At 72.4% G+C, this 24,887-nt stretch carries 23 protein-coding genes; 15 read left to right on the forward strand and 8 right to left on the reverse strand.

The features are described from left to right. Positions 1-80 precede the first annotated feature (80 nt). A complete protein-coding gene (locus RF647_RS11855) occupies positions 81-1,409 on the forward strand; it encodes a heparan-alpha-glucosaminide N-acetyltransferase domain-containing protein (RefSeq protein WP_368811862.1) in 1,329 nt (442 codons plus the stop codon). A 100-nt stretch (positions 1,410-1,509) separates the two neighbouring features. On the opposite strand, the gene RF647_RS11860 is transcribed toward RF647_RS11855, so the two are convergent. Together RF647_RS11860 and RF647_RS11865 are read right to left on the reverse strand one after the other, a co-directional pair. After that, complete coding sequence (locus RF647_RS11860) at positions 1,510-2,727, reverse strand: MFS transporter (protein ID WP_368811863.1); 1,218 nt, start codon at positions 2,725-2,727, stop codon at positions 1,510-1,512. A 155-nt stretch (positions 2,728-2,882) separates the two neighbouring features. Next, positions 2,883-4,061, reverse strand: coding sequence for an acyl-CoA dehydrogenase family protein (locus tag RF647_RS11865; RefSeq protein ID WP_368811864.1), 1,179 nt, complete (start codon positions 4,059-4,061; stop codon positions 2,883-2,885). 192 nt (positions 4,062-4,253) lie between these two features. On the opposite strand from RF647_RS11865, the gene RF647_RS11870 reads away from it, so the two are divergent. The 9 genes from RF647_RS11870 to RF647_RS11910 all read left to right on the forward strand — a co-directional run bounded on the left by RF647_RS11870 (position 4,254) and on the right by RF647_RS11910 (position 14,477). Continuing rightward, positions 4,254-5,057 carry an enoyl-CoA hydratase/isomerase family protein gene (locus RF647_RS11870; RefSeq protein WP_368811865.1) on the forward strand — a complete coding sequence of 268 codons (804 nt, stop codon included), beginning with the start codon at positions 4,254-4,256 and terminating at the stop codon, positions 5,055-5,057. Between the two features lie 29 nt (positions 5,058-5,086). Continuing rightward, positions 5,087-6,244: a TAXI family TRAP transporter solute-binding subunit gene (locus RF647_RS11875; RefSeq protein ID WP_368811866.1), complete on the forward strand. Its 1,158-nt coding sequence runs from the start codon at positions 5,087-5,089 to the stop codon at positions 6,242-6,244. Beyond that, positions 6,234-8,246 carry a TRAP transporter permease gene (locus RF647_RS11880; protein WP_368811867.1) on the forward strand — a complete coding sequence of 671 codons (2,013 nt, stop codon included), beginning with the start codon at positions 6,234-6,236 and terminating at the stop codon, positions 8,244-8,246. The genes RF647_RS11875 and RF647_RS11880 overlap by 11 nt, the downstream gene beginning before the upstream one ends. A gap of 15 nt (positions 8,247-8,261) precedes the next feature. After that, positions 8,262-9,149, forward strand: coding sequence for an enoyl-CoA hydratase/isomerase family protein (locus RF647_RS11885; protein ID WP_368811868.1), 888 nt, complete (start codon positions 8,262-8,264; stop codon positions 9,147-9,149). A 68-nt stretch (positions 9,150-9,217) separates the two neighbouring features. After that, complete coding sequence (locus RF647_RS11890) at positions 9,218-10,099, forward strand: 3-hydroxyacyl-CoA dehydrogenase family protein (protein WP_368811869.1); 882 nt, start codon at positions 9,218-9,220, stop codon at positions 10,097-10,099. Positions 10,100-10,133: 34 nt separating this feature from the next. After that, complete coding sequence (locus tag RF647_RS11895; RefSeq protein WP_368811870.1) at positions 10,134-11,348, forward strand: CaiB/BaiF CoA transferase family protein; 1,215 nt, start codon at positions 10,134-10,136, stop codon at positions 11,346-11,348. Continuing rightward, positions 11,345-11,791, forward strand: a complete 447-nt coding sequence (locus tag RF647_RS11900) for an acyl-CoA thioesterase (protein ID WP_368811871.1) — start codon at positions 11,345-11,347, stop codon at positions 11,789-11,791. Before RF647_RS11895 ends, RF647_RS11900 begins: the two co-directional genes overlap by 4 nt. Beyond that, the gene (locus RF647_RS11905) at positions 11,788-13,245 is read left to right on the forward strand and encodes an MFS transporter (RefSeq protein WP_368811872.1); all 1,458 of its coding nucleotides are present in this window, start codon (positions 11,788-11,790) and stop codon (positions 13,243-13,245) included. The genes RF647_RS11900 and RF647_RS11905 overlap by 4 nt, the downstream gene beginning before the upstream one ends. Beyond that, entirely contained in the window at positions 13,242-14,477 is a 1,236-nt protein-coding gene (locus RF647_RS11910; RefSeq protein ID WP_368811873.1) for an acyl-CoA dehydrogenase family protein, read from the forward strand. The genes RF647_RS11905 and RF647_RS11910 overlap by 4 nt, the downstream gene beginning before the upstream one ends. A gap of 28 nt (positions 14,478-14,505) precedes the next feature. Here the strand turns inward: RF647_RS11910 and RF647_RS11915 are convergent, their stop codons facing one another. Beyond that, entirely contained in the window at positions 14,506-15,435 is a 930-nt protein-coding gene (locus RF647_RS11915) for a LysR family transcriptional regulator (RefSeq protein ID WP_368811874.1), read from the reverse strand. A gap of 205 nt (positions 15,436-15,640) precedes the next feature. Here RF647_RS11915 and RF647_RS11920 point away from each other — a divergent pair, with 205 nt between their 5' ends. The 3 genes from RF647_RS11920 to RF647_RS11930 all read left to right on the forward strand — a co-directional run bounded on the left by RF647_RS11920 (position 15,641) and on the right by RF647_RS11930 (position 18,694). Further along, entirely contained in the window at positions 15,641-16,489 is an 849-nt protein-coding gene (locus tag RF647_RS11920; protein ID WP_368811875.1) for a hypothetical protein, read from the forward strand. 331 nt (positions 16,490-16,820) lie between these two features. Then, positions 16,821-18,191 carry an acetamidase/formamidase family protein gene (locus RF647_RS11925; RefSeq protein ID WP_368811876.1) on the forward strand — a complete coding sequence of 457 codons (1,371 nt, stop codon included), beginning with the start codon at positions 16,821-16,823 and terminating at the stop codon, positions 18,189-18,191. Between the two features lie 44 nt (positions 18,192-18,235). Then, complete coding sequence (locus RF647_RS11930) at positions 18,236-18,694, forward strand: hypothetical protein (RefSeq protein ID WP_368811877.1); 459 nt, start codon at positions 18,236-18,238, stop codon at positions 18,692-18,694. Here RF647_RS11930 and RF647_RS11935 read toward each other — a convergent pair. Both RF647_RS11935 and RF647_RS11940 read right to left on the reverse strand, forming a co-directional pair. Continuing rightward, positions 18,673-18,867 (reverse strand): hypothetical protein, encoded by a 195-nt coding sequence (locus tag RF647_RS11935; protein ID WP_368811878.1) that lies wholly within the window; start codon positions 18,865-18,867, stop codon positions 18,673-18,675. The genes RF647_RS11930 and RF647_RS11935 overlap by 22 nt on opposite strands. 198 nt (positions 18,868-19,065) lie before the next feature. Further along, the gene (locus RF647_RS11940; protein WP_368811879.1) at positions 19,066-19,719 is read right to left on the reverse strand and encodes a hypothetical protein; all 654 of its coding nucleotides are present in this window, start codon (positions 19,717-19,719) and stop codon (positions 19,066-19,068) included. Positions 19,720-19,867: 148 nt separating this feature from the next. Here RF647_RS11940 and RF647_RS11945 point away from each other — a divergent pair, with 148 nt between their 5' ends. After that, positions 19,868-20,419 (forward strand): MarR family winged helix-turn-helix transcriptional regulator, encoded by a 552-nt coding sequence (locus RF647_RS11945; RefSeq protein ID WP_368811880.1) that lies wholly within the window; start codon positions 19,868-19,870, stop codon positions 20,417-20,419. 138 nt (positions 20,420-20,557) lie between these two features. Beyond that, positions 20,558-20,752: a CsbD family protein gene (locus RF647_RS11950; protein WP_368811881.1), complete on the forward strand. Its 195-nt coding sequence runs from the start codon at positions 20,558-20,560 to the stop codon at positions 20,750-20,752. 82 nt (positions 20,753-20,834) lie between these two features. Here RF647_RS11950 and RF647_RS11955 read toward each other — a convergent pair whose 3' ends face one another. The 3 genes from RF647_RS11955 to RF647_RS11965 all read right to left on the reverse strand — a co-directional run bounded on the left by RF647_RS11955 (position 20,835) and on the right by RF647_RS11965 (position 24,869). Beyond that, on the reverse strand, positions 20,835-22,394 hold the full coding sequence (locus RF647_RS11955; protein WP_368811882.1) for a CoA-acylating methylmalonate-semialdehyde dehydrogenase: 1,560 nt from the start codon (positions 22,392-22,394) through the stop codon (positions 20,835-20,837). 35 nt (positions 22,395-22,429) lie between these two features. Further along, the gene (mmsB, locus tag RF647_RS11960; RefSeq protein ID WP_309056665.1) at positions 22,430-23,350 is read right to left on the reverse strand and encodes a 3-hydroxyisobutyrate dehydrogenase; all 921 of its coding nucleotides are present in this window, start codon (positions 23,348-23,350) and stop codon (positions 22,430-22,432) included. A 121-nt stretch (positions 23,351-23,471) separates the two neighbouring features. Further along, positions 23,472-24,869 (reverse strand): MFS transporter, encoded by a 1,398-nt coding sequence (locus RF647_RS11965; RefSeq protein ID WP_368811883.1) that lies wholly within the window; start codon positions 24,867-24,869, stop codon positions 23,472-23,474. Positions 24,870-24,887: the final 18 nt, after the last annotated feature.

The raw sequence follows: 24,887 nt of genomic DNA on the forward strand, positions 1-24,887 counted from the left end.
AGGTGGGGTGTGCACCGGTCCTCCGACCGGTCCGGCGGGCAGGGGGCCCGCCGTCCTGCCGCGCTGAGGGGGCTGCTGTCATGACCGATTCCCGGGGCCGCCCGCCGAGGACCGTGCCGTGGGCGCCGGTCCCCGCGTGGCCGGCGAGCACTCCGCTCGCGGACCAGACCTCGACCGGCCGCGCGACGGCCGACCCGGCCACGGGCTCGTCCACGAGCTCGTCCGCGGCACCCGCCAAGCGCCGCCTCGTCGGGGTGGACGCCGCCCGCGGCCTGGCCCTGATCGGGATGATCGCGATCCACATCCTGCCCTCGTGGGACCCCGAGACCTTCGAGCCCACCGCCCAGTGGACCGTCTTCGCCGGCCGCTCCGCGGCGCTGTTCGCCCTCCTGGCGGGCGTGGGCCTGGCCTTCAGCACCGGTGGCCGGACACCGCACACCGGCCGGGCGATGACCGCCGACCGGGCGGGGGTGGCCGTCCGTGCGCTGCTGATCGCGGGCCTGGGGCTGGCGATCAACCACGTGCTGCCGGGGAGCACGATCGACGAGGTCCCGGCCGTCAACATCCTCGTCTACTACGGGGCCTTCTTCCTGCTGGCGATCCCGTTCCTGCGCCTGCCCGCCCGTGCCCTGTTCGTCTGGGCAGGGGTCTTCGCCCTGGCCGGTCCCGCGCTCGTGCACCTGCTGCGGGACGTCCTGCCGGTCGTCGAGCGCTACAACCCGGACTACCTCGACCTCGTCGGGGACCCCGGGGCCACCGCTGCCCGGCTGCTGCTGACCGGTACCTTCCCCGCTCTGCCGTACCTGGCCTACCTGCTGACCGGCCTGGCCATCGGCCGGCTCGACCTCGCCGGGATCCGGGTCCAGACCGGACTGGTGCTGGGTGGGGCGCTGCTGGCCGCCGGGGCCTCGCTGGCCTCCTGGCTGCTCTTCGACCGAGCCGGCGGCCTCGACCAGCTCGTGGCCCGCACCCCCGGCTTCGACGAGGAGCTCGTCACCGAGGTCATCGTGTTCGGCCCCGACCCGACGCTGCCGACGACCACGTGGTGGTGGCTGACGGTCGGCGGCCCGTACACGAACACCCCGCCGGCCCTGCTGCTGGGCCTGGGCTCCGCGGTGGCCGCCCTGGGCGTGTTCCTCCTGCTGGCCCGACGCTGGGCCTCCTGGCTGCTGCCGCTGAGCGCGATGGGTGCGATGACCCTCACCGTGTACTCGGCGCACCTGCTCGCGCTGGCCGCCGAGGTGCACTACGACCAGCCGCTGTGGTTCTGCATCCACGTGGCCGTGGCGATGGCCTTCGCCCTCCTCTGGCGCCAGGCCATGGGGCAGGGCCCTCTCGAACGGCTGGTGGCCGCCCTGGTGCGCGCCACCCGCCGGCGTGTGCTCGCCCGCGAGCAGCGCCCGGGCTGAGCATGCGGGCCGGGCAGCGCACGGCCGGGCAGCGCGGCTCGAGCAGCGCCCGGGCCGAGCAGTGCGGACCGAGCCCAGCGCTCCGCCCGGTGGGCGGGTGCTACCGGGTCTCGACCGCGGCGTGCCGGCGCCGCTGCGCCGCGTAGCCCAGGATGAGCAGGCCGGCCACGGCCAGGCCGACGCCCACCCAGGCGGGGGAGCGGTAGCCCCAGCCGGCGGAGATCACGATGCCGCCGAGGAAGGCGCCCATGGCGTTGGCCAGGTTGAACGCCGCGTGGTTCATGGCGGCGGTCAGGGACGGGGCGTCCTTGGCCTCGCGCAGCAGACGCACCTGGAGCGAGGTCGTGAAGATCGAGCCCATGATGCCGATCCACAGCGCGCCGAGCACCGCCGCCACGGGGACGTGGACGAACAGCGCGAAGAACGCCAGGGCCACGCCCGACACCGCACCGGCGCCGAGGGCGGTGCGCTCGATCGAGCGGTCGATGAGCGGACCGGCCAGCAGCGAGCCCACGGTCATGCCCACGCCGAACACGGCCAGCACCCACGGCACGGTGCCGATGTCGAGGCCGGTGAGCTCGGTCAGGGTCGGGGAGATGTAGGTGTAGACGGCGAACATGCCGCCGAAGCCCACGGATCCGGCGAGCAGCGTCAGGGCCACCTGGGGCCGGGCCAGGGCGCGGATCTCCTGGGCGGCCGAGGCCATGCCCTCGTTGCGGGTGCGCGGCACCCACAGGGCCAGGGACCCGAGGGTCAGGACGCCCAGGAGCACCACCAGGAGATAGGCGGAGCGCCAGCCGAGGGCCCCGCCCAGGGCCGCGGCGAAGGGCACGCCCACGATGTTCGCGATGGTGAGCCCCAGCATCACCCGGGCCACGGCCGTGCCGCGCCGCTCGCGGGCGACCAGGGAGGAGGCCACCACCGCGGCGACCCCGAAGTAGGCGCCGTGGGGCAGGCCGGCGAGGAACCGGGCCACGTAGAGCCACTCGAGGGAGGGCGCGGCGGCCGAGAGCCCGTTGCCCACCACGAACGTGAGCATCAGCGCCAGGAGCAGGGTCTTGCGCTCCACCCGGGCGGCGAGTGACGTGATGAGCGGCGCCCCGACCACCACGCCCAGGGCGTAGAGGGAGATGGACTGGCCGACGGCGGGGATCGAAGCGCCGAAGTCCTCGGCGATGAACGGCAGCAGGCCCATCGAGGCGAACTCGGTGGTGCCGACCCCGAAGCCGCCCATCGCCAGGGCGAAGATGGCGAGGCGGGTGCCGGCGGGACCGGGGGCATTGACCACCTGGAGCAGGGCGGTGCGGGGTGCGGACACGGCGGGTCCTTCCGGGGAGGGCGCAGGGACGGGGAACGAGCACGTCGTCGAGCCCGAACGAAAGGGGAGCGGTGGTTTTCGATGCTACGCGCGTTCGCCCCGGTCTCCCATGCCTCCCGGTGTGATCTTCATCAGCCCGCCCGGCAGGCGTGTGGTCAGCGGAAGGCGGAGTGCCCGGTCAGCTGCTGGCCCAGGATGAGGGTGTGCACCTCGTCGGTGCCCTCGTAGGTGCGCACGGACTCCAGGTTGTTGGCGTGGCGCAGCGGCGAGTGCTCGAGGGTGACCCCGTTGCCGCCGAGCATCGTGCGCGCCTCCCGGCACACCTCGATCGCGATCCGGCAGTTGTTGAGCTTGCCCACCGAGATCATGTGGTTCTCCAGGCGGCCCTCGTCCTTGAGCCGCCCGATGCGCAGCGCCAGCAGCTGCCCCTTCTGGATCTCCAGGGCCATGTTCACCAGCTTCGCCTGCGAGAGCTGGTAGGCCGCGAGCGGCTTGTCGAACTGGATGCGCTGCTGCGAGTAGGCCAGTGCGGCGTCGAAGCTGTCGCGGGCCGCGCCCAGGGCGCCCCACACGATCCCGTAGCGCGCCTCGTTGAGGCACGAGAACGGTCCCCGCAGACCCGGGTTGTGCGGCAGGAGGGCGTCGGCGGGCAGTCGGACGTCCTCGAGGACGATGTCGCACTGGATGGAGGCGCGCATGGACAGCTTCGGCTCGATCGGCGTGGCCGTGAACCCGGGGGTGTCCGTGGGCACGAGGAAGCCGCGGACGCGCTCCTGCCCGCTCTCGTCGACGGCCTTGGCCCAGATCACGGCCACCTGGGCGATCGAGGCGAGCCCGATCCAGCGCTTGGCGCCGTTGAGGACCCACTCGTCGCCCTCGCGCACCGCGGTGGTCGCCATGGTCGAGGGGTCCGAACCGGCGGTGGGTTCCGTGAGACCGAAGCAGCCGATGATCTCGCCGGCGGCCATGCCGGGCAGCCAGCGCTGCTTCTGCTCCTCGGAGCCGTGCTTGGCGATCGCCGACATCGCCAGCGAGCCCTGCACGGAGACGAACGTGCGCAGGCCGGAGTCCCCGGCCTCGAGCTCCTGCATCGCGATGCCGTACTGCACCGCGGACTTCCCGGCGCACCCGTAGCCCTGGATGTGCATGCCGAGCAGTCCGAGCTGCGCCATCTCGGGGACGATCTCCTGCGGGAAGACGGCGTCGGCGAACCACCCGGCGATGTTCGGCCGGATCCGCCGGTCCACGAACTCACGGACGGTGTCCCGGGTCTCGAGCTCCTCGGCGCTGAGGTCTGCTTCGACGTCGAGCAGGTCGGTCGCGGCGGCGTTCATGGGTCCTCCTGGGGATCATCGGGGTGCGGGGATGCCTCTGACGAGGATGACGCATGCGTGACCTGGGCAACACACCCCGTCATATATTTGAGCTTTAGGTATCACTGAACTGCGGATTAGGTATTTGAGATTTCACAGTGGGTCGTGGGAATGTGATCTGGACGACACCTACCCACCCCTCGGAGGACTCCTGTGACCCGACCGTCCCCCACCGCCGTCGACGGCCCGCCCCGGGTGCGCCTCGAGCGCACCGGTGCCGTGGCCGTGGTGACGCTCGACGACGAACGGCGCCGCAACGTGCTCGGTCCCGAGCTGCGCACCCGGCTGCGGGCCGCGCTGGCGGAGCTAGCCGCGGACCCCGGAATCGGCGCTCTGGTGCTCACCGGCGCGGGAGGCTGCTTCAGCGGCGGCGGCGACCTCGCCTCCATGCCACCCGCCGGTCCCGCCGAGTCCGCCGCCCGGATGGCCGAGGTGGCCGGGCTCGTACAGGAGCTCGCGCAGCTGGAGAAGCCGGTCGTGGCCGCGGTGACCGGGCCCGCCGCCGGTGTGGCCGTCGGCCTGGTGTGCTGCTGCGACGTGGTGGTGGCCGGCGAGAGCGCCCGGTTCCTGTTCCCGTTCACCCGCCTGGGCCTGGCCCCGGACGGCGGGCTGGTGCACTCCCTGGTCCAGCGCACGGGTGCGGCCCGCGCCCGGCGGATCCTGCTGGAGGCCGCCCCGGTGAACGCCCGCACCGCCCTGGACGCGGGGCTGGCCGACCACGTGGTGCCGGATCCGGACGTGCTCGGTGCCGCGGTCGCCCGCGCCGCAGAGCTCGCCGGCCGGGCGCCGCTCGCCGTCGCCGCCGTCAAGCGGGGGATCCGCGAGGCCTCCGGCTCCCTCGGGGAGGCCCTGGCCTTCGAGCGGGACCACCAGCCCGCGCTCTTCGGCACCGCCGACTTCCTGGAGGGCAAGCAGTCGTTCTTCGAGAAGCGGGTCCCCTCCTTCTCCGGGCGCTGAGCGCCACCACCGCACGTCGAAAGGTCATCATGAGGACAACGAAGTCACGGCTCGCCGCTCTGGGCGCCGTCGCGGTGCTGGGCCTGACCGGCTGCGCGAGCGCCGAGGGGGACGAGCCGGTGGGCCCCAACGGCCTGCCGCAGCAGCTGGTGTGGTCCACCTACAACGTGGGCACCGGCACCTACAACGACCTCGCCGCCATCGCGAACACCCTCACCAACGAGGAGGGGGTGCAGGTGCGGCTGATGACGGCCGACACCGGCATCGGCCGGCTGGCGCCGCTCGTGAACGGCACCGTGGACTACTCACGGGCCGGGGACGAGTACTACTACGCCTTCGAGGGCGACTACGAGTACGCCAGCGAGGAGTGGGGCCCCCAGGACATCCGCATGGTGTGGGCGCCGCTGGGCAACTACGGCCTGCTGGTGCGCGAGGGCAGCGGCATCGACTCCTTCGAGGACCTCGAGGGCAAGCGGTTCCCCGAGCTGACCGCCAACACGTCCATCAACAACAAGATGGAGGGCTTCCTCAACTACGGCGGCCTGACCGGGGACGACGTCCAGAAGGTCCCCATTTCCTACGGCGAGCAGATCGCGGGCCTCGAGGCGGGCCAGATCGACGCCCTGTACCAGAACGTGGTCGGCTCCAACATCGACGAGCTCGCGTCCTCCACGGACGTCAAGTGGCTGGGCTTCGACGACTCGGACCCGGCCCGCTACGAGACCTGGGAGGAGCTCATGCCCATGGTGTCGGTCGGCGAGGTCACGAACGCCGCCGGGATGGACGAGGGCGAGAGCGCCCGCGTCCTCGAGTACACGATCCCGCTGACCACGATGGGCTCCCGCGACGCGGACGAGGTCTACCACCTCGTGAAGTCGATGGTCGAGAACTACGAGCACTACGAGGGCACCACCCCGGACACGAAGCAGTTCGGCTTCGACGCCGTGCTCAAGGAACCGCTGGTGGTCCCCTTCCACGAGGGCACCGTCCGCTACTTCGAGGAGCGCGGCGTGTGGACCGAGGAGCTCGAGCGGAAGAACGACGAGCTGATCGAGCGCGGCGAGCGGATGCGCGAGGCCTGGCCCGGCGTCGTCGAGTCCTCCTCCTCCGCGGAGGAGCTCGAGCAGAACTGGACGGACTGGAAGACCGACGAGCTGGACGACGAGGAGACCGACGATGCGAACTGAGACCCGGGTGACACCGTTCTGGCGGACGGTGGTGATCGTGCTGACCGTCCTGGGCGTGCTGCTGGCCATGAACCAGGTCTTCTTCTGGAACGTGGGCGGGCTGTCCCTGCTGACCAACTCCTACCTGTACCTCGTCCTGGCGGTGTTCCTGCCGGTCGTGTTCATCGTCAACCCCCTGCGCAGGATCCCGCTCGCGCAGCAGGTGGAGGCCCAGCAGGAGCACGGATCCGGCGGCAGCACCGCCCCGGTCCGCGAGCGCCGGGTCCAGTGGTTCGACGTCCTGCTCATGGTCGTCGCGGCGGCCGTGTGCGGCTACTTCGCGGTCAACGGGACGCGGATCAAGGACTTCGGCTGGGAGTACATGGCGCCCACCACCGCCACGGTCGCCGCGTTCGTGCTGTGGCTCGTGGTGCTCGAGGCCCTGCGCCGCACCGGCGGGCTCACGGTGACGATCATCGCGCTGCTCTTCTCCCTGTACCCGCTGGTCGCCGAGAACCTGCCGATCGGCGTCCTGCAGGGCGTCACCTACGACCTGCCGACCCTGGCGCAGGTGCACATCATGGGCGCCGAGGGCGTGCTGGGCCTGCCCATCCAGACCGCGGCGACCATCCTGATCGGCTTCCTGGTCTTCGGGGTGGCCCTGCAGCACACCGGCGGCGCGGACTTCTTCCACAACCTCTCCATGTCGATCTTCGGCCGGTACCGCGGCGGCGCGGCGAAGGTGTCCGTGGCCAGCAGCGCCGCGATGGGCATGATGAGCGGCAGCGCCGTCTCCAACGTCCTGACCACCGGGCCCATGACCATCCCGGCCATGAAGCGCTCCGGGTTCAGCCCCACCTACGCGGGCGGCATCGAGGCCACGGCGTCCTCCGGCGGGTCCATCACCCCGCCGATCATGGGCACCGCGGCGTTCCTGATGGTCTCCTTCGTGGGCGTGCCCTACACGGAGATCCTGGTGGCCGCGACCATCCCCGCGGTCCTCTACTTCCTCGGCATCTACCTGCAGGTGGACGGCTACGCCGCCCGCAAGGGGCTCAAGGGCGTGCCCGTGGCCCAGCTGCCCCGGGCCCTCGCCACGCTCGTCCGGGGCTGGCCCTACGTCCTGGCCCTGGCCCTGCTGACCGGGCTGCTGTTCCTCACGAACTCCGAGACCCAGGTGCCGTACTGGGTGATCCTGGTGCTGCTGGTCGTGGCCGTGCTGCGCCCGGGCCAGAAGTTCGGGCTGCGGGAGTTCGCCGACTTCCTCGTGGAGTCCGGCCGGACGCTGGGCAACATCATCGGCATCATCGCCGGCGTGGGCCTGATCGTCGGCGGTCTCACCGCCACGGGCGTGAGCCTGTCCCTGGCCCGCGAGCTGGTCTCGCTGGTCGGTGACAACGTGGTCCTCATCCTCATCGCCGGCGCCGTCACCTGCTTCATCCTCGGCATGGGCATGACGATCTCCGCGGCCTACGTGTTCCTGGCGATCGTCATGGTCCCGGCGGTCATCGACCTCGGGGTCAACCCGCTCGCGGCGCACCTGTTCGTCATCTACTGGGCGTCCGTCTCCTACATCACCCCGCCGGTGGGCCTCGCCGCCTTCGCCGCGGCGGGCCTGGCCAAGGCCCCCGCCATGGCCACCAGCGTGGCGGCCATGAAGCTCGGCGCGGTGAAGTACATCGTCCCGTTCGGCTTCGCCCTCAACCCCGCGCTGGTCGCCCAGGACTCGCCCGGCCGGATCCTGCTGGCCTTCGCCCTGAGCATCGTGGGCGTCTACGCCCTGGCCTCCGCCATCGAAGGCTGGACGGTCGGCTTCGACCGCCGGATGCCCGCCCTGTTCCGGGTCGCGGCCGCGGTCGGCGGGTTCCTGCTGTTCCTGCCCACCCCGCTCAGCGCCGTCGCCGGCCTGGTCCTCGTGGCCGGGAGCGTGCTGCTGACCTTCCTCACCGTGCGGACCGGGCCCACGGACGACGACGACGCCGCTCCCGCCCCGGCCCCTGCGCCCGCCACCGCCACCGTCTGACCGGAAGGACCCGCCATGACCGACACCACCGGCACCACCACCGCCGCCACGAGCGGCAGCACCACCGGCGCTCCGACCGGCGCCACCACCGCCGCTCCGGCCGGCGCGGGCACCCGCCTCGACACCGGGACCGGCACCGTCACGGCCGAGCTGCGGGGCAGGGTCGCCGTCGTCACCGTGAACCGCCCCGAGGTGCGCAACGCCCTGAACGTCGGGGTGCTGGACGGGATCGAGGCGGCGCTCGACGCGCTGGAGCGGCGCGAGGACGCCGGCGCCGTCGTCTTCACCGGCGCGGGGGAGAAGGCCTTCGTGGCCGGGGCGGACATCTCCCAGCTGGTCGGCTACACGCTGCGGGACGGCCTGCGGGCCCGGATGCAGCGCCTCTGGGACCGGATCCAGGACCTCGAGCTGCCCACGATCGCCGCGGTCAACGGCTTCGCGCTGGGCGGGGGCAACGAGCTGGCGATGTCCTGCGACATCCGCGTGGCGGCCGCCGGCGCCCGGTTCGGACTGCCCGAGACCAACCTGGGCATCCTCCCCGGCGCCGGCGGCACCCAGCGGCTGTCCCGGCTCGTCGGGCTCGGCCGGGCCCAGGAGATGATCCTCACCGGCCGGATCGTCGACGCGGAGGAGGCCCTGCGCATCGGGCTGGTGACCAGCGTGGTCCCGGCGGACGAGCTGATGGACGCGGCGCTCGCCACCGCGGACATGATCCTCGCCAAGGGCCCCCTGGCGGTGCGGCTGGCCAAGCTCGTGGTGCGCAACGGCGCCGAGACGGACCAGCGCACCGGGCTGCTGCTCGAGCGGCTGGCCCAGTCCCTGCTCTACGCCTCTGACGAGAAGGCCGAGGGCGCGAGCGCCTTCCTGGAGAAGCGCCCCGCCCGCTTCCGCGACGACGACTGACCACCGGTCCCAGCCTCGAACCCCGCGGCCCCACCGACGGGCCCCACCACATCCTCCGAGGAGCAGACATGAACCCCCAGCCGAGCATCGACGCCGTCCGAGACGTCCTGGTCGTGGGATCCGGTGCCATGGGCACCCAGATCGGGGCGGTCTTCGCCCTCGCCGGCTACACCGTCACCACGAGCGACCTCGACCCCGCCGCCCTCGAGCGGTCCCGGGACGAGGTGCACCGCCGCCTCGGCCGGCTCGCCGAGAAGGGCAGCCGGAGCCGGGAGGAGGTCGACGCCGCTCTCGCCCGGATGGCGTACACGACCGACTCCCTCGAGGCGGCCCGCACCACCGACTTCGTGCTCGAGGCCGCCGTGGAGCGCCTCGACATCAAGCGGCAGCTGTTCGCGGACCTCGACGAGGCGGCGCCCGAGCACGCGATCCTGGCCACGAACTCCTCGACCATCCCCTCGTCCCTGCTCACGGACGCGACCGGCCGGCCGGACCGGGTGTGCAACATGCACTTCTTCAACCCGGCGCTGGTCATGGCCTGCGTCGAGGTGGTGCGCAACCCGCAGACCTCCGACGCCACCGTGGAGACCACCATGGAGCTCGCCCGCCGGCTCGGCAAGCAGCCCGTCCGGCTCCACCGCGAGGTCCCCGGCTTCGTGGCCAACCGCCTCCTCGGGGCCCTGCGGGACGAGGCGCTGCGCCTCGAGGCCGACGGCGTGGCGAGCTTCGAGGACATCGACGTGGCCGCGCGGACGGCCCTGGGTCACCCCATGGGGCCGTTCGAGCTCATGGACCTGGTCGGCATCGACGTGGCCTACCTGATCCGCCTGGCCCAGCACGAGCAGAGCGGGGACCCCGACGACCTCCCGCACCCCTCCGTGGAGAAGCTCTACGAGCAGGGCCGGTACGGCCGCAAGACCGGCCGCGGCTGGTACGAGTACGCCGGCTGAGCCCGGACGAGACGCGACGACGAAAAGAGAGAACATGAGCCACTTCGAGGACGCCCACGCCCTGCAGGAGATCTTCGGCCGCCCCGGCACGGGCCCGCTCGCCGGGGTGGTGGTGGCGGATCTCAGCCGCGTGCTCGCCGGCCCCTACTGCACCATGCTGCTGGCGGACATGGGCGCGACCGTCATCAAGATCGAGAGCACCGCCGGGGACGACGCCCGCGCGTGGGTCCCGCCCCACCGGGACGGCGAGAGCACGTTCTTCCTCTCGGTCAACCGCAACAAGCACTCCATCGCCCTGGACTTCTCGGACCCGGAGCAGCTCGCGGTCGTGGAGCGGATCATCGCCCGGGCGGACATCCTGGTGGAGAACTTCAAGCCCGGCGGACTGGTGCGCTACGGCCTCGACTACGAGAGCGTCAGCGCCTGGCGCCCGGACCTCGTCTACGCCTCGATCACCGGCTTCGGCACCGCCGGGGGCGCGGACCTGCCCGGCTACGACCTCCTGGCCCAGGCCCTCTCCGGGATGATGAGCCTCACCGGCAGCCAGCACGGCGAGCCGTACCGGGCCGGCGTGGCCCTCTTCGACGTCATCACGGGCCTGCACGCGTCCACCGGCATCCTGGGCGCGTTCCACGAGCGGCAGTCCTCCGGGACGGGCCAGCACGTGGAGCTGAACCTGCTGACCTCGGCACTGTCCGGGCTGGTCAACCAGTCCGCCGCCTACGTGGCCGGCGGCAGCGTCCCCACCCGGATGGGCAACGAGCACCCGAGCCTCTACCCCTACGAGCCCTTCCCCACCCGGGACAAGGACATGGTCATCGCGGTGGGCAACAACGGGCAGTTCGCGCGGCTGTGCCGGTGCCTCGGCGCGCCCGAGCTCGCCGAGGACGAGCGGTTCACCACGGTGTCCGCGCGCAACGCCAACCGGGTGGAGCTGCGCCGGCTGATGATCGAGCGGCTCGCCGCCCGGGACGCCGAGGACTGGTTCGAGCTGCTCAAGGCGGTCAAGGTGCCCTGCGCGCCGATCCTGGGGGTGGACGAGGGCGTCCGGTTCGCGGAGGGCCTCGGCCTGGACCCGGTGGTGCTCGCCGGGACGGGGGGCCGGGAGGTCCCCACGGTCCGCCACCCGGTCGACTTCAGCCGCACCCCGGTCGACTACACGCAGGCCCCGCCGCGGCTCGACGCCGACCGGGACCGTGTCCTGGCGTGGCTCGAGCGTGGCGAGCCCGCGGTCCGGCAGGCGTCGTGAGCGCCGTGCACACCACCGTGCTGCCCGTGCGCTGGTCCGACCAGGACCTGAACCGGCATGTCAACAACGCCCGCGTGGTCACCCTGATCGAGGAGGCGCGGCTCTCGGCGGTCGCCTCCTGGCTGGGGGAGGACGGCGTCCCGGACCCCACCCGGCCGCGCGTGGTGGTCTCCCTGACGCTCGACTACCTGCGCTCCATCGACCACGGCCCCGAGCTCACGGCCCGCGTCTGGGTCTGCCGCCTCGGCCGGTCGTCCTACACGGTGGCCTACGAGCTCGTCCAGCACGGGCAGGTCGCGGTCCGCGCCCGGACGGTGCTCGTGCAGACGGACCCGGCCACGGGCCGCTCCACCCCGCTGCCGGCGTCGGTGCGGGCCGCCCTGGAGGGCGTCGTCGTCCCGGAGCCGGAGCCGGAGCCGGACTCCGTGACCGTGCGTGCATGACCGCGTTCCGGAGGGGCCGTCCCGCCCTGCGGGCGCGGCGGATCGCCTATCCGACGCTGCTGGCCACCACGGCCATGGGCACGATGTCCTCGAACGTGATCAACGCGCCGCTGTACGTCATCCAGACGGACCTCGGTATGACGGCCCAGCAGTCGGTGCTGGCCGTGAGCGCCTTCACGGTGGCCATGGCCACCGCCGTCCCGCTCGCCGGCTGGCTCGGCGACCGGCTCGGGGTCAAGACCTTCCTGATCTCGGCGCTGGGCGTCATGGTCCTCGCGGAGCTCACGGCGGCCGCGGCGGCCGGCATGGAGTCGCTCGTGCTCGCCCGGATGGTGCAGGGCGCGGCGTGCAGCGCGATCCCGCCCTGCGTGCAGGCGGCCCTGGTCACCACCTGGCCGGAGCGGACCGCGCAGATTATGGGCGCGTGGGCCTCCGCCATCGGCGTGGGACAGGCCGTGGGCCCGCCCTTCGGCGGTGTCCTCACCGAGGCGCTGAGCTGGCGCTGGGTCTTCGTGGTGCACGCCGGGCTGGTGCTCGTGCTGATGGTCCTCCTGGTGGCGTTCATGCCCCGGATCGGGCGGCGGCGCCCGCCGATGCACGTGGCCGCGATGGTCTGGCTCGTCCTCGGCGGCGGCTCGACGGCCGCGGCCGTGGTGCTGGCCGGGCAGTCCGGCCCCTGGTCCTGGGCGGCGGCGAGCGCGGTCTGCGCGGTGCTCGGCTGGTGGCTGTTCGCCCACCTCTGCCGGCGCCGGGCCCGGCGGGCCGCGTCCGGGGCGCCGGCCCCGCGGCCCCTGCTGGACCCGGCCCTGCTGCGGGACCCCGCCTACCTCACGGCCGCGGCCGGAGCGGGGCTGGCGATGGGGTCCATGGCGGTGGCCATCGTGGCCGTGCCCCTGTTCCTCGCCTCGGACCTGGACCTCGGCCCGGCCCGGATCGGCGCCGTGGTCTTCACCCTGGCGCTCGCCATGACGGCGGCGGGGCCCGTCGCGGCGCGGGTGGGCCGGCGGCACGGCAGCGGCGTCCAGCTCGGCCGTGGGGTCCTGATCCTCGTGGTCGCCGCCCCGGTGATCACGCTGGCCATGGTCTCGTCCGGTCTGGGCGTGGCCCGCTGGGTGATCGTGTCCCTGGTGGTCCTGGGGCTCGTGCTCGCCGGGACCGGCATCGCCTTCGCCCAGAGCGCGGCGGCCACGGAGCTCCTGCTCTCGCCCGCCGGGGGGTCCGGGACCGCGATCGGCATCCACAACATGGTCCGCTTCCTCGCGATGGCCGTGGGCTACTCCGGGGTCTCCCTGGCGTGGGCCACCGGCGCCTCGCTCCTCGTCTTCCCCGCGGTCGCCCTGACCGCGCTGGGACTGCTCGCGATCCTGCGGGCCACCCGCCGGGAACGCCCGGCGGCACCGACCACTCCGACCACCGCGGGTCCTGGGACCCGCCGACGAAAGGACCGACCATGACCACCATCTCGAGCGCTCCCTCGACCGAGGCCCCGGCCGCCGTTCGCGCGGGCGCCGCGACCTCCGACTACTTCCGGCTCGACGACGACCTGACGCCCGAGGAGATCGCGATCCGGGACCGGGTCCGCGAGTTCGCCCAGCAGCGCGTGCTGCCCGTGATCAACGACTACTGGGAGCGCGCCGAGTTCCCCTGGGAGCTGGTGCCCGGCCTGGCGGAGCTGGGCATCATCGGCACCACGATCCAGGGCTACGGCTGCCCGGGGATGTCCCGCAAGGCCGCCGGGATGGTGGCCCGGGAGATGGCGAGGGCCGACGGCAGCATCAACACGTTCCTGGGCGTGCACGGCAACCTGTGCATGGGGGCGCTGAACATGCTCGGCTCCGAGGAGCAGAAGCAGCGGTGGCTGCCGGCGATGGCGCGGCTGGAGAAGACCGGGGCGTTCGCGCTCACGGAGCCGGAGCACGGCTCGGACTCCGTGGCCCTGGAGACCAGCGCCCGCCGCGAGGGCGAGGAGTGGGTGATCGACGGGCACAAGCGCTGGATCGGCAACGGGGACGCGGCCGACGTCGTCGTCCTGTTCGCGCGCAACACCGAGGACGGGAAGGTCAACGCCTTCGTCGTGGAGAAGGACGCCGACGGGAACCACCCGGCCGGGTACCGGCCCGAGGTGATCACGGGCAAGGTCGGCAAGCGCGCGATCCAGCAGGCCGACATCGTGCTCGAGGGCCTGCGGGTCCCGGCCGCCCATCGCCTCGAGAACTGCCGGTCCTTCAAGGACGTCTCCCGGGTGCTGCAGGCCACCCGCGGCGGCGCCGCGTGGGAGGCGGTCGGCCACGGCATGGCGGCCTTCGAGATCGCCGCCGACTACGCCGCGACACGGCAGCAGTTCGGCCGGGCCATCGGTGGCTACCAGCTGGTCCAGTCGCGGCTGGCCAACATGCTGAGCGAGCTCACCACCATGCAGCTGCTCTGCGACCGCATGGCCGAGCTCGCCGACCGCGGTCAGCTGTCCAACGCGCAGGCCTCGATGGTGAAGATGGCGACGGCGCAGAAGGGCAAGTGGATCTGCAACGAGGCCCGGGACCTCCTGGCCGGCAACGGGCTGCTGCTCGAGAACCACGTCATCCGGCACATGACGGACATGGAGGTCGTCTCCACCTACGAGGGCACCGACTCCATCCAGGCGCTGCTCGTGGGCCGGGACATCACCGGGATCTCGGCCTTCAGCTGAGCACCCCCCTTCGGCGAGAGGGCGGGGGTCACGGAGTGCTGGGCGCCGGGGCGGGCAGCGGGCCCTCGGGCGCGGGGAACACCGTCTCGGAGATCTCGATGACGGACTGCAGCGCCGGGTTGGCGTCCCCGCGGCGCCAGAGGAGGCGGACCTCGACCGGCTTCTGCTCCTGCGTCAGCGGCTTGTAGACCACGCCGCGGGACGGCACGTTGTCCCGGACGCTGGAGAGGATGAGGGAGATGCCCATCCCGGCGCCCACGAGGACCACGAGCGTCCAGGAGTCCGGGGCCACCTGGACGATGCGCGGGACGAACCCCGCGTTCATCGCCAGGGTGTTGAGCCGGTTGGGCAGCGTGGCCCCCGCCCCGCCGGGCAGCACGATCCACGCCTCCCCGGCGAGGTCCTCGACGTCGACCGTCTCGCGGTCGGCCAGCGGGTGGCTCTCCGGGAGGGCGATGAGCAGCTCCTCGAGAGCGACCAGCCGGGAGCTGATCTCCGCGGGCAGGAAGTCCCACCGGCCGATCACGATGTCGAGGGAGTCGTCCAGGACCTTCTCCAGGCCCAGGTAGGAGAACTGCGAGCTGTAGAGCTCCAGGCTGATCCCGGGGCGTCGTCGCCGAACCTGGCGCGCCAGCTCGCCCACCGCCTGGTTCACGGAGGCCCCGGCGAAGCCGAGCCGCACCCGCCCGATCTCGCCCGCCTGGGACTTGCGGACCACGTCCTTGATCCGCCGCGCGAGCATGACCAGCTCCCGGGCCGGCTCGAGCAGGGCCTCGCCCTGCGGCGTCAGGGTCACGTGACGGGTGTTGCGCTCGAACAGGGTGGCGCCCAGCTCGGACTCCAGCTGCCGGATCAGGCGGCTGAGGGGCGGCTGCGCCATGTGCAGGCGCTTTGCCGCGCGGCCGAAGTGGAGCTCCTCCGCGACGGCGAGGAACGCCTGGGCCTTGTGGACTTCCATCCGGCCAGACTAGGTCGTGCGCGAGGGGCAGCACGGGAGCGCCGGCGTCGCAATTGTCATTTGTGGGGCTTGCCCACCCGTCCGTGGCATGCTTCGTCTCGTTATGAGGATCGTCATGCTCCGGAAACACGACGTGCCCGATGCAGTAACACGCACTTCCTACCGTCGGAGCTGAACCGCTCGCCCCGCCCCCAAGGAGCAGCCCATGACCGAGCACGCCGGACCAGGACCCGCGCCCGTGGTGCCGCACGCCCGGCGGCCGGTCCTCCGGGTGGTCGGCGGCACCGCTGTCGCGCCCGCCCGTCCCGAGCCCCTCCGCGCCGAACCGGACCCTGACGCCGCCGCCCGGGCCCGCGCCGCGGCCGCACGGGCCGCCCACCCCTCGTCCGGACTGGGCGTGCCGGGCTTCCAGCGCCCGCAGCCGGCGGGTCCCGCGCAGGACGGACGCCCGGCGGCCGAGACCCCCGCGGCACCCCGGGCGGAGGAGGGGCGCGACGTCCCCGCCCTCGACGGGCTCGGCCCGCACGTGGTCACGGGCCCGGTGCTCCTGCCGGCCGCCCGCTCCGGCGACGCGCTCAAGGTCGAGGTGCTCCAGGTCGCGGACCCCGGCGCGTCCGACGGTCCGCTCGGGACCGGGTGCACCGCCTACCTGCCGGTCCGTGCGGACGGGGCCGCCTTCTGTCCCCGGGAGCTCCACCAGGCGCTCGGAGCGGCCGGGCAGCCCCTGCGCGGCACCTTCCGGGTGACCGTGTGCCGGAGCGGCGCCCAGGACGTGCCCGCCGTGGCGCACCGGCAACCGTTCGCCGAGACCGACGAGCACTGGATCGTCGTCGGGCGCTCGGGGGCGGAGGACGCCGACGAGCAGACGTTCTGCCTGACCGCGGCCATGCAGCAGGCCGTGCGGGCCGGGGTGGACTTCCTGGCCCGGGACCGCGGCATGGACCGGCCCATCGCCCACGCCTATCTCACCAGCGCCGCGGAGTTCGCCGTCACCCGGCTGGAGGACAGCTCCGCGGGCGCCCACGGCCGGATCCGCAAGGCCGACTTCCGCTGAACCAGCACCTCGCCACGGGCTCCTCCGCACCGCCCCGATCGATGTGCATTCGTAACCGTCATATTTCGCATGGGATATGCCGGACCCCCCGGTAACCCCCTACTGTGGGTGATGCAGGTCACGCGGGCGTCCGTGCGCGGTCCCGACAACGAGGTCGGGCTGTCGCCGCCGGTAGCACCACGGCCGGGGCGCCCGGTGACCTGTCCAACTCCCGCTCCCGCCCTCGGCGCTCGCCGTCACGGTGCGGAAACACGGGGACCCCGAACCGGAAACACGCTCTCCCTATGGTCGTAGGCGTTCGAGAAAGCCGCCCTGACCTCAGGAGACACCCATGAGTGAGCACTTCGCCCGCCGCGCCGCCGACGAACTCCAGCGGGGTCTGGGGCGGCGCACCTTCTTCCGGGCGGCCACCGCCGTGGCCGCCGTCGGCGCGGTCACCGGCACCGGGGTGGGCGCGGCCTCCGCGGCAGTCCCGATGGGCGCCCAGCACCCGGGGGGCGGCCGTCCCGGCTTCCGGGGCTCCGTCCTGCAGCCCGGGAAGGGCAGGATCCCCGGGGACCACTACCTGCCCTCGGAGGTGGACAGCGTGCTGTGGGGCTATGTCCCGTCCGTGGACGCCGAGCCCTCGCTGCGCATGCGCTCGGGGCGCACGGTCACCATCGACGCCGTCTCCCACGAGGGGATCCTCGAGGACCAGGGCCGGGACCCGGTGGAGTTCTTCGGCGCGCAGGGGGTCTCCCGCGCCCGGGTCCTGGACGACGCGGTCGAGATCGCCCGCGACTACGACCGCACCGAGCGGGACTTCGACCGGGACGGCCCGCACGTGGTGACCGGCCCGGTGTTCGTCGAGGAGGCGCGCCCCGGGGACGTCCTGAAGATCGAGACCCTGCACGCCGACCTGCGCGTGCCGTACGGGGTGGTCTCGAGCCGCCACGGCAAGGGCGCGCTGCCCCGGGCCGCGGACGGCGGCGCCCCCGCCGGGATCGAGCTCGACGAGGTCATGCCCCCGGTCGCCGCGGACGGCCGCGCCACGGGCGAGCCGGAGGACTACGGCAACGTCTCGGTGTTCACCCCGGTCGAGAAGGGCCAGGGCGTGATGGGCGGCGGTCGGGTCCGCTTCCCGCTGCGGCCGTTCATGGGCATGATGGGCGTCGCCCACCAGCAGGGCTCCGGGCCCACCGACGACCTGCTCAACTCGATCCCGCCGACGCTGGGCGGCGGCAACATCGACATCCGCCACCTCGGCGTGGGCTCCACCTTCTACCTGCCCGTGCAGACGGACGGCGCCCTGTTCTACATGGGGGACCCGCACATGGCCATGGGCGACGGCGAGGTGGCGCTCACCGCGATGGAGGGCTCGCTGCGCGGCACGTTCCGGCTCACGGTCTGCAAGGCCGGGGAGGGGGACGCGCCCTCCGTGGCCCACTCCTACCCGTTCGCGGAGACGGACGAGCACTGGATCCCGATCGGGCTCTCCGACCCGGACGGCGCGGCCGGCGGGGAGCAGAACTCCGACCTGGACGTGGCCATGCGCCGGGCCGTGGTCAACGCCCTGGACTTCCTCGAGCAGGACAAGGGCATGGAGCGCGCCGTGGCCTACGCCTACCTCTCGGCCGCCGCGGACTTCGCCATCTCCCAGGTGGTGGACCGCACCGTGGGGGTGCACGGGCTGATCCGCAAGGCGGACTTCGACCGCTCCTGAGCCCGCCCTGTCGATTCGCGGGCATGACCTCTAGTCATGCGGGCATGACCTCCTCCGCCTGGCCGGCAGCACCGGCCGCCTCCCTGCCGCGCACGATCGCCCGGGTCCTCCTCGGGCTCGTCTTGCTCGGCGCCGGAATCAGCCACCTCACGGTGGCCCGCCAGGAGTTCACGGCCCAGGTGCCCGAGTGGGTGCCCGTGCCCGACGACGCCGTGGTGCTCAGCTCCGGGGTGGTGGAGATTCTCCTCGGCGCCGCGCTGGTGGTCCTGCCCCGGCGGCGGGTGCTGCTCGGGTGGCTCGCCGCGGCGTTCTTCGTGGCCGTGTTCCCGGGCAACGTCTCGCAGTACCTCACGCGCACCGACGCCTTCGGTCTGGACACGGACCGCGCCCGGGCCGTGCGACTGCTGTTCCAGCCGCTGCTCGTGCTGTGGGCGCTGTGGTCCACCGGGGCGTGGCGGGCGTGGCGCCGCTCCCGCCGGGATCAGTCCCGGCGGTCTGCGTAACGGCCGGCGTAGCGGTTCCGCGCGCGCCGGTACAGGGTGAACGTGCCGAGATAGGCGAGGGCTGCGAGCACCACGACGGGCAGCCACTCCTGGGCGTCCACGGAGGTCAGCAACGCCCCGGCCGAGGTCAGCACCAGGGCCAGGACGAGCAGGCTCGCGACGATCGACTTCACGGGCGTCCTTCCGGGGCGCGGGGGTGGATCGGAACCCCTCCAGCGTAGCGGCCCGGCAGGAGCTGCCCGGTGGCAACGGGCCGGAAGGAGCAGCCCGGCGGCGGTGGACCGGGGCATCGGCCCCGCAGGACCAGGTCAGTGACGGTGGCCTGGCGGCAGCGACTCGATGACAGCAGCCCGACGGAGAGGGGCCGGGGCTCAGCAGGCCGCGGCGAGCGCGGGGCCGGGCACACCCGCGCGGGACTGCGCGGGGACGTCGCCCAGGCGCAGCAGGTCCGCCACGCCCGCCTCGTCGAGAGCGGCCTCGCGGGCGAGGAGCGTGGTCGGCACGCCGTGGCGCACGGCCAGGCGGAGCTCGTCGCGCAGAGCCTCGACGGCCTGGTCCAGCCGCCAGCGCTCGGTCTCGAGGCCGGCCTCGAAGGCGCAGAGGCGCTGTGCCGGCTCCTCGGCGTCCCGGGAGGCGAGGGGCCCGGCGTCCGCGAGGGCCTGGTCGAAGGACCACTCGGCGGTCTCGACGCGTCCGGCCGCGGCCAGGACCCGCTGGGTGAAGAACGGGCGGAACAGCCTCGTCTCGCCGTCGGGGACGATCGAGGGCACCGTACCCTCGGGCAGCGCGGTCTCCTGCAGGAAGCCGCAACTGCACGCGTGCACCCGCCGGCCCTCGACCGCGGCCTGGGCCACGGCGTGGTTGACGCGGTCCTGCACCTCGGTGAAGTCGAGGACGCGCACCGGCATGGGCCGCCCGCAGTGCACGGGAAAGGCGGAGACATCCCCGGGATCGTCCTGGACTGTCCGGTGAAGTGAGAGGTCGGCCTTCTCGTCGGTGCTGCCGGACTTCTGCTGCTGGCTCATTCCTCGACCTCTTCCTCACGTGCCCTGCTGTGTTCCGCTGCGACTGCCTGCGGGCTCCGGGGAACCGCACGAGTCCCATCGAACAGCAGGATCGCTAGCTTGTCTAGTTATCAGCGCTACGTATTTGTAGATCGTCTAAACTGTCAGCATGAGTGCACACCCCGAGACCTCCTCCGGCTACTGGTATGCCAGCGAGGGCCAGCGCCCGCCGGCGCTGCAGGTCCTCGAGGCCATGCGCGCGTACCGCGCGGCCGAGACGGCCATGCGCCTCCGGACCCGTGAGTCCATGGGCATGGGGGAGAGGGACGTGCTGGCCCTGCGCTACCTGCTCGCGGCCGACCGCGCCGGGACCCCCCTGAGTCCGCGGGACCTGGCGAGCAAGCTGGGCATCTCCTCTGCCTCCACCACCACGCTGCTGGATCGGCTGACTCGCAGCGGCCACGTGGCGCGCCGCCCGCATCCCACGGACCGGCGGGCGCTGGTGATCGTGGCCACCGACGAGGCCGACTGCGAGGTCCGCTCCACCCTCGGGGCCGTGCACGAGCGCATGATGCGCGCCGCGCGCGAGCTGACCGCCGAGGAGGCGGCCACCGTCATCGCCTTCCTGCACGCGATGGCGGAAGCGGTCGAGGCCGTCGACGAGACCCAGCCCGAGGAGAGGGTCGAGGACCGCCGGCATCAGGGTCCCGGGGCCGCCTGAGCCGGGCGCCCGCCCCGCCGGGCACCGCACCGGAAGGTCGCCTCTCGCGCACGGGCCCTGCCGGCACAAGTTCCCCGGCACCAGATCCCAGGCACCAGACCCCCTGGCAGAGGACACCGGGCACGAAAGGAGATTCCGATGGGACTCGACGACAAGATCCGCAACGCGACCGACAAGGCGGTCGGCTCGGCCAAGGAGGCGGTCGGTGATGCCACCGACAACCGCGACCTGCAGGCCGAGGGCCAGGCGCAGAAGACGGCCGGGAGCACCAGGCAGGCTGGCGAGCACCTGAAGGACGCCGCCCGGAACGTCGGCGACGGCCTCAAGAGCTAGCCGGGGCGCGCACGCCGGTCCCCGCCCTCCGTACGGAGGGCGGGGACCGGCGTCGTCGTGGCCGGGACCCCGGGCGGGCCCGTCAGTGGGTCGGGAAGCCCAGGTTGACCTGGGACTCCGAGGGCTCGGGCCAGCGCGTGGTCACAAGCTTGCGGCGGGTGTAGAAGTTGAACGCCTCCGGCCCGTACATGTGGGTGTCGCCGAACAGGGAGTTCTTCCAGCCGCCGAACGAGAACGCGCCGATCGGCACCGGGATCGGGACGTTGACCCCGACCATGCCGACCTCGATCTCGAACTCGAACTGCCGGGCCGTCTTGCCGTCCCGGGTGAACACCGCCACCCCGTTGGCGAACTGGTTGGTGTTGATCAGCCGCACGGCCTCCTCGTAGGTGTCGACCCGCACCACGGACAGGACCGGGCCGAAGATCTCCTCGTCGTAGGCCTTCATGCCGGGCCTCACGTGGTCCAGCAGCGAGACGCCGGTGAAGAACCCCTCGCCGTCGAACTCCTGCCGCGTGCCGTCGACGACGACGGTCGCCCCCTCGGCCTCCGCCCCCGTCACGTAGCCGTTGACCCGGTCCAGGGCCGCCCTCGTGATGAGCGGGCCCATCTCGGAGGCCGGGTCGGTGCCGTCCCCGATGGTCAGCTTCGCGATCCGCTCCTTCAGCCGCTCGATCAGCGGGTCGGCCACGTCCCCCACGGTGACGAGCACCGAGACCGCCATGCAACGCTCCCCGGCGGAGCCGTAGGCGGCCGAGATCGCGGCGTCGGCGGCCCCGTCCAGGTCGGCGTCCGGCATGACCACCATATGGTTCTTCGCCCCGCCCAGCGCCTGGACGCGCTTGCCGTGCACGGCCGCGGTCTCGTAGATGTACTTGGCGATCGGGGTGGAGCCCACGAAGGACACGGCCTTGACCAGCGGGTTCGTCAGCAGCTCGTCCACGGCCACCTTGTCCCCGTGCACCACGTTGAGCACCCCGGGCGGCAGACCGGCCTCGGCGAAGGCCTCGGCGATCCACACCGCCGCCGAGGGGTCCCGCTCGGAGGGCTTGAGGATCACGGTGTTGCCGGCGGCGATCGCGGTGGTGATCATCCACAGCGGGACCATGGCGGGGAAGTTGAACGGGGTGATGCAGGCGACCACCCCGACCGGCTGGCGGGTCTGGTGCACGTCCACCCCGGTGGCGGCCTGCTCCAGGAACTCGCCCTTCATGTGGTGCATCAGTCCCGCGCAGAACTGCACGTTCTCCAGCCCGCGGGCGACCTCCCCGGCCGCGTCCGAGAGGACCTTGCCGTGCTCGGCGGTGATGATGGCGGCCAGCTCCGGGGTGCGCTCCCGGATGATGTTCTCGACCTTGAACATGATCGCCGAGCGCTTCGACATCCCGGTGGCCCGCCAGCCGGGCAGGGCGAGCTCGGCGGCCTCCACCGCGGTGGCGACCTCCTCGGCGGAGGCCAGCAGCACCTGCTTGGCCACCTGCCCGGTCGCGGGGTTGTAGACGTCCGCGGTGCGCCCGGACCCGCCGTGGCGCTTCCCGTCGATGAAGTGCTCGATGACCGTCCCGGTGGTCCGGGGGTCCTGGCCGCCGCCGCGCGCCGCGTCCTGTCCGGCGCGCTCGGCGTTCTGCTTGGTGTCCTGCATGGTGATCTCCTCGGTCGTGGTGGTCTGGGTGCCGCTCAGGCCCGGTCCGGGTCCCAGCCCTGGATCTTCCCGTCCGGAGCGGCGTACTTGGTGATGAGGGAGCAGTCCTTGTCCCCGAGGCCCTCGTCGATGAGTTGCTGCAGCTTCTCGGCCACGAGGGCGGCCGCGGGCAGGTGCACGCCGGTCTGCTCGCCCGCCATGAGCGCCAGGCCGGCGTCCTTGGCGGCGAGGGCGGCGCTGAAGGTGGCCTCGAAGTTGTTGTTGGACGCGGCGGAGTCCACGATCCCGGGCACCGGGTACCAGGTCTGCAGCGCCCACGAGTTGCCGGAGGACACCGAGGCGATGTCCCAGAACACCTGGGGGTCCAGGCCCAGCCGGTCGGCGAGCACGGAGCCCTCGGCGCAGGCCTCGAGGCAGATGAACAGCATCATGTTGTTGACGATCTTGGCGGCCTGGCCCGTGCCGGCCTCGCCCGTGGCCACGATCTTGCGGGCCATCGGCTCGATGAAGTGCCGGGCGGTCTCCACGACGCCGGGCTGCCCGCCGACCATGAAGGTCAGGGTCCCGGCCGCCGCGCCGCTGATCCCGCCCGAGACCGGTGCGTCCACGAAGCGGAAGTCCGCGTCCGCCGCTGCCCGGTGCAGGTCCATGGCGGTCTCCACGTCGATCGTGGAGCTGTCGATGAGCAGCGCGTCCCGCGGGGCGAGCGCGATGACGCCGCTGTCCCCGAGGTAGACGGCCCGGGCGTGCTCGCCCTTGGGGAGCATCGTGAAGACGACCTCCGCGCCCTGCAACGCCTCCTCCATCGTGTCGAAGGTCTGCACCCCCTTGTCGCGGGCGGCCGCCATGGCGTCGGCGCTGACGTCGTGGCCGCGGACGTCGTAGCCCGCCTTGGCGAGGTTGGCGGACATCGGGTTGCCCATGTGGCCGAGGCCGATCCAGGTGATGGTGGTCATCGGGGAGTCCCTTCTGCAAGGTGTCGGGAGTGTCGGGAGCTGGGGGTCGTGCACAGCGCGCCCAGCGGCGGACCGGGGAGCCGGTCCGCCGCTGGGCGCAAGTGGGTGATGATGGCGGGAATCAGGAAGTCCGGTTCCGGACGGACTTCTCCTCGGAGAGCCGGCGCCGGTCCTCGGCGTCGACGTCCTGGAGGGAGATGCCCTTGGTCTCGCGCAGCGTCCACACCGAGAACAGGGTGATGAGGCAGGCGATGGCGATGTAGATGGCGATCGGCACCCAGGAGTTGAACTCGCGCAGCAGGGCGGTCGCGATGATCGGGGCCAGCGAGCCGGCCACGATCGAGGTCACCTGGTAGCCCAGGGAGACGCCCGAGTAGCGCATCCGGGTGGGGAACATCTCGGCCATGATGGCCGGCTGCCCGGCATACATGAGGGCGTGGATCATCAGGCCGATGGTGATGGCCGCCAGGATGACGAAGCTGTTGTCGGTGTCGAACATCGGGAAGGCGATGAACGCCCAGAAGATGCCGAGGAAGGCGCCCGCGGCGTACATCGGGCGGCGGCCCACCTTGTCGGTGGCCCGGCCGACCAGCGGCACGCAGATCGCGTGGATCACGTGGGCGATCAGGAGCAGGAGCAGGATCCGGCTGGTGTCGACGTCCCGCTGGGTGGACAGGTAGGTGATCGAGAAGGTCACCACCACGTAGTAGAGGATGTTCTCCGCGAAGCGCAGGCCCATGGCGCCGAAGACGCCGCGGGGGTACCGGCGGAAGACCTCGCCCACGCCGTAGGCGGCGGACTTCTCCTCGAGGACCTCCTTCTGGGCCTCCTTGAAGATCGCGGCGTCCGTCACGTGGGTGCGGATGTAGTAGCCGATGGCCACGATGACGATCGAGAGCCAGAAGCCCACGCGCCAGCCCCAGGAGAGGAAGGCCTCCTCGGAGAGGGTGAAGGACAGGGTGAGCAGCACGACGGTGGCCAGCAGGTTGCCCAGCGGCACGGCGGCCTGCGGAAAGCTGGACCAGAAGCCGCGCTCCTTGTTGGGGGAGTGCTCGGCCACGAGCAGGACGGCCCCGCCCCACTCGCCGCCCACCGCGAAGCCCTGCACGAATCGCAGCACCACGAGCATCGCCGCGGCCCAGTATCCGACCTGGTCGTAGCCGGGCAGGCAGCCCATCAGGAACGTGGCGGCGCCGACCATCACGATCGAGATCTGCAGCAAGTGCTTGCGCCCGTACTTGTCGCCGAAGTGGCCGAAGACGATACCGCCGAGCGGGCGGGCGATGAAGCCGACCGCGTAGATCAGGAACGCCTTGAGGATGCCGTCCAGCGGGTTGCCGGTGTCCACGAAGAACAGCTGGCCGAAGACCAGGGTGGACGCGGTGGCGAAGAGGAAGAACTCGTACCACTCCACGACCGTGCCGGCCATCGAGGCCGCCACGACCTTCTTCAGCCCGCCCCGGTTCTCGGGCGAGTCGTTCGGGTCCGCCGAGGCGGCGACCCTGTCCTCAGTGCTCATGGAACTCTCCTCCTGCTG

It is taken from the genome of Kocuria sp. CPCC 205263, from assembly GCF_040981075.1.
Lineage (GTDB): Bacteria > Actinomycetota > Actinomycetes > Actinomycetales > Micrococcaceae > Kocuria > Kocuria rosea.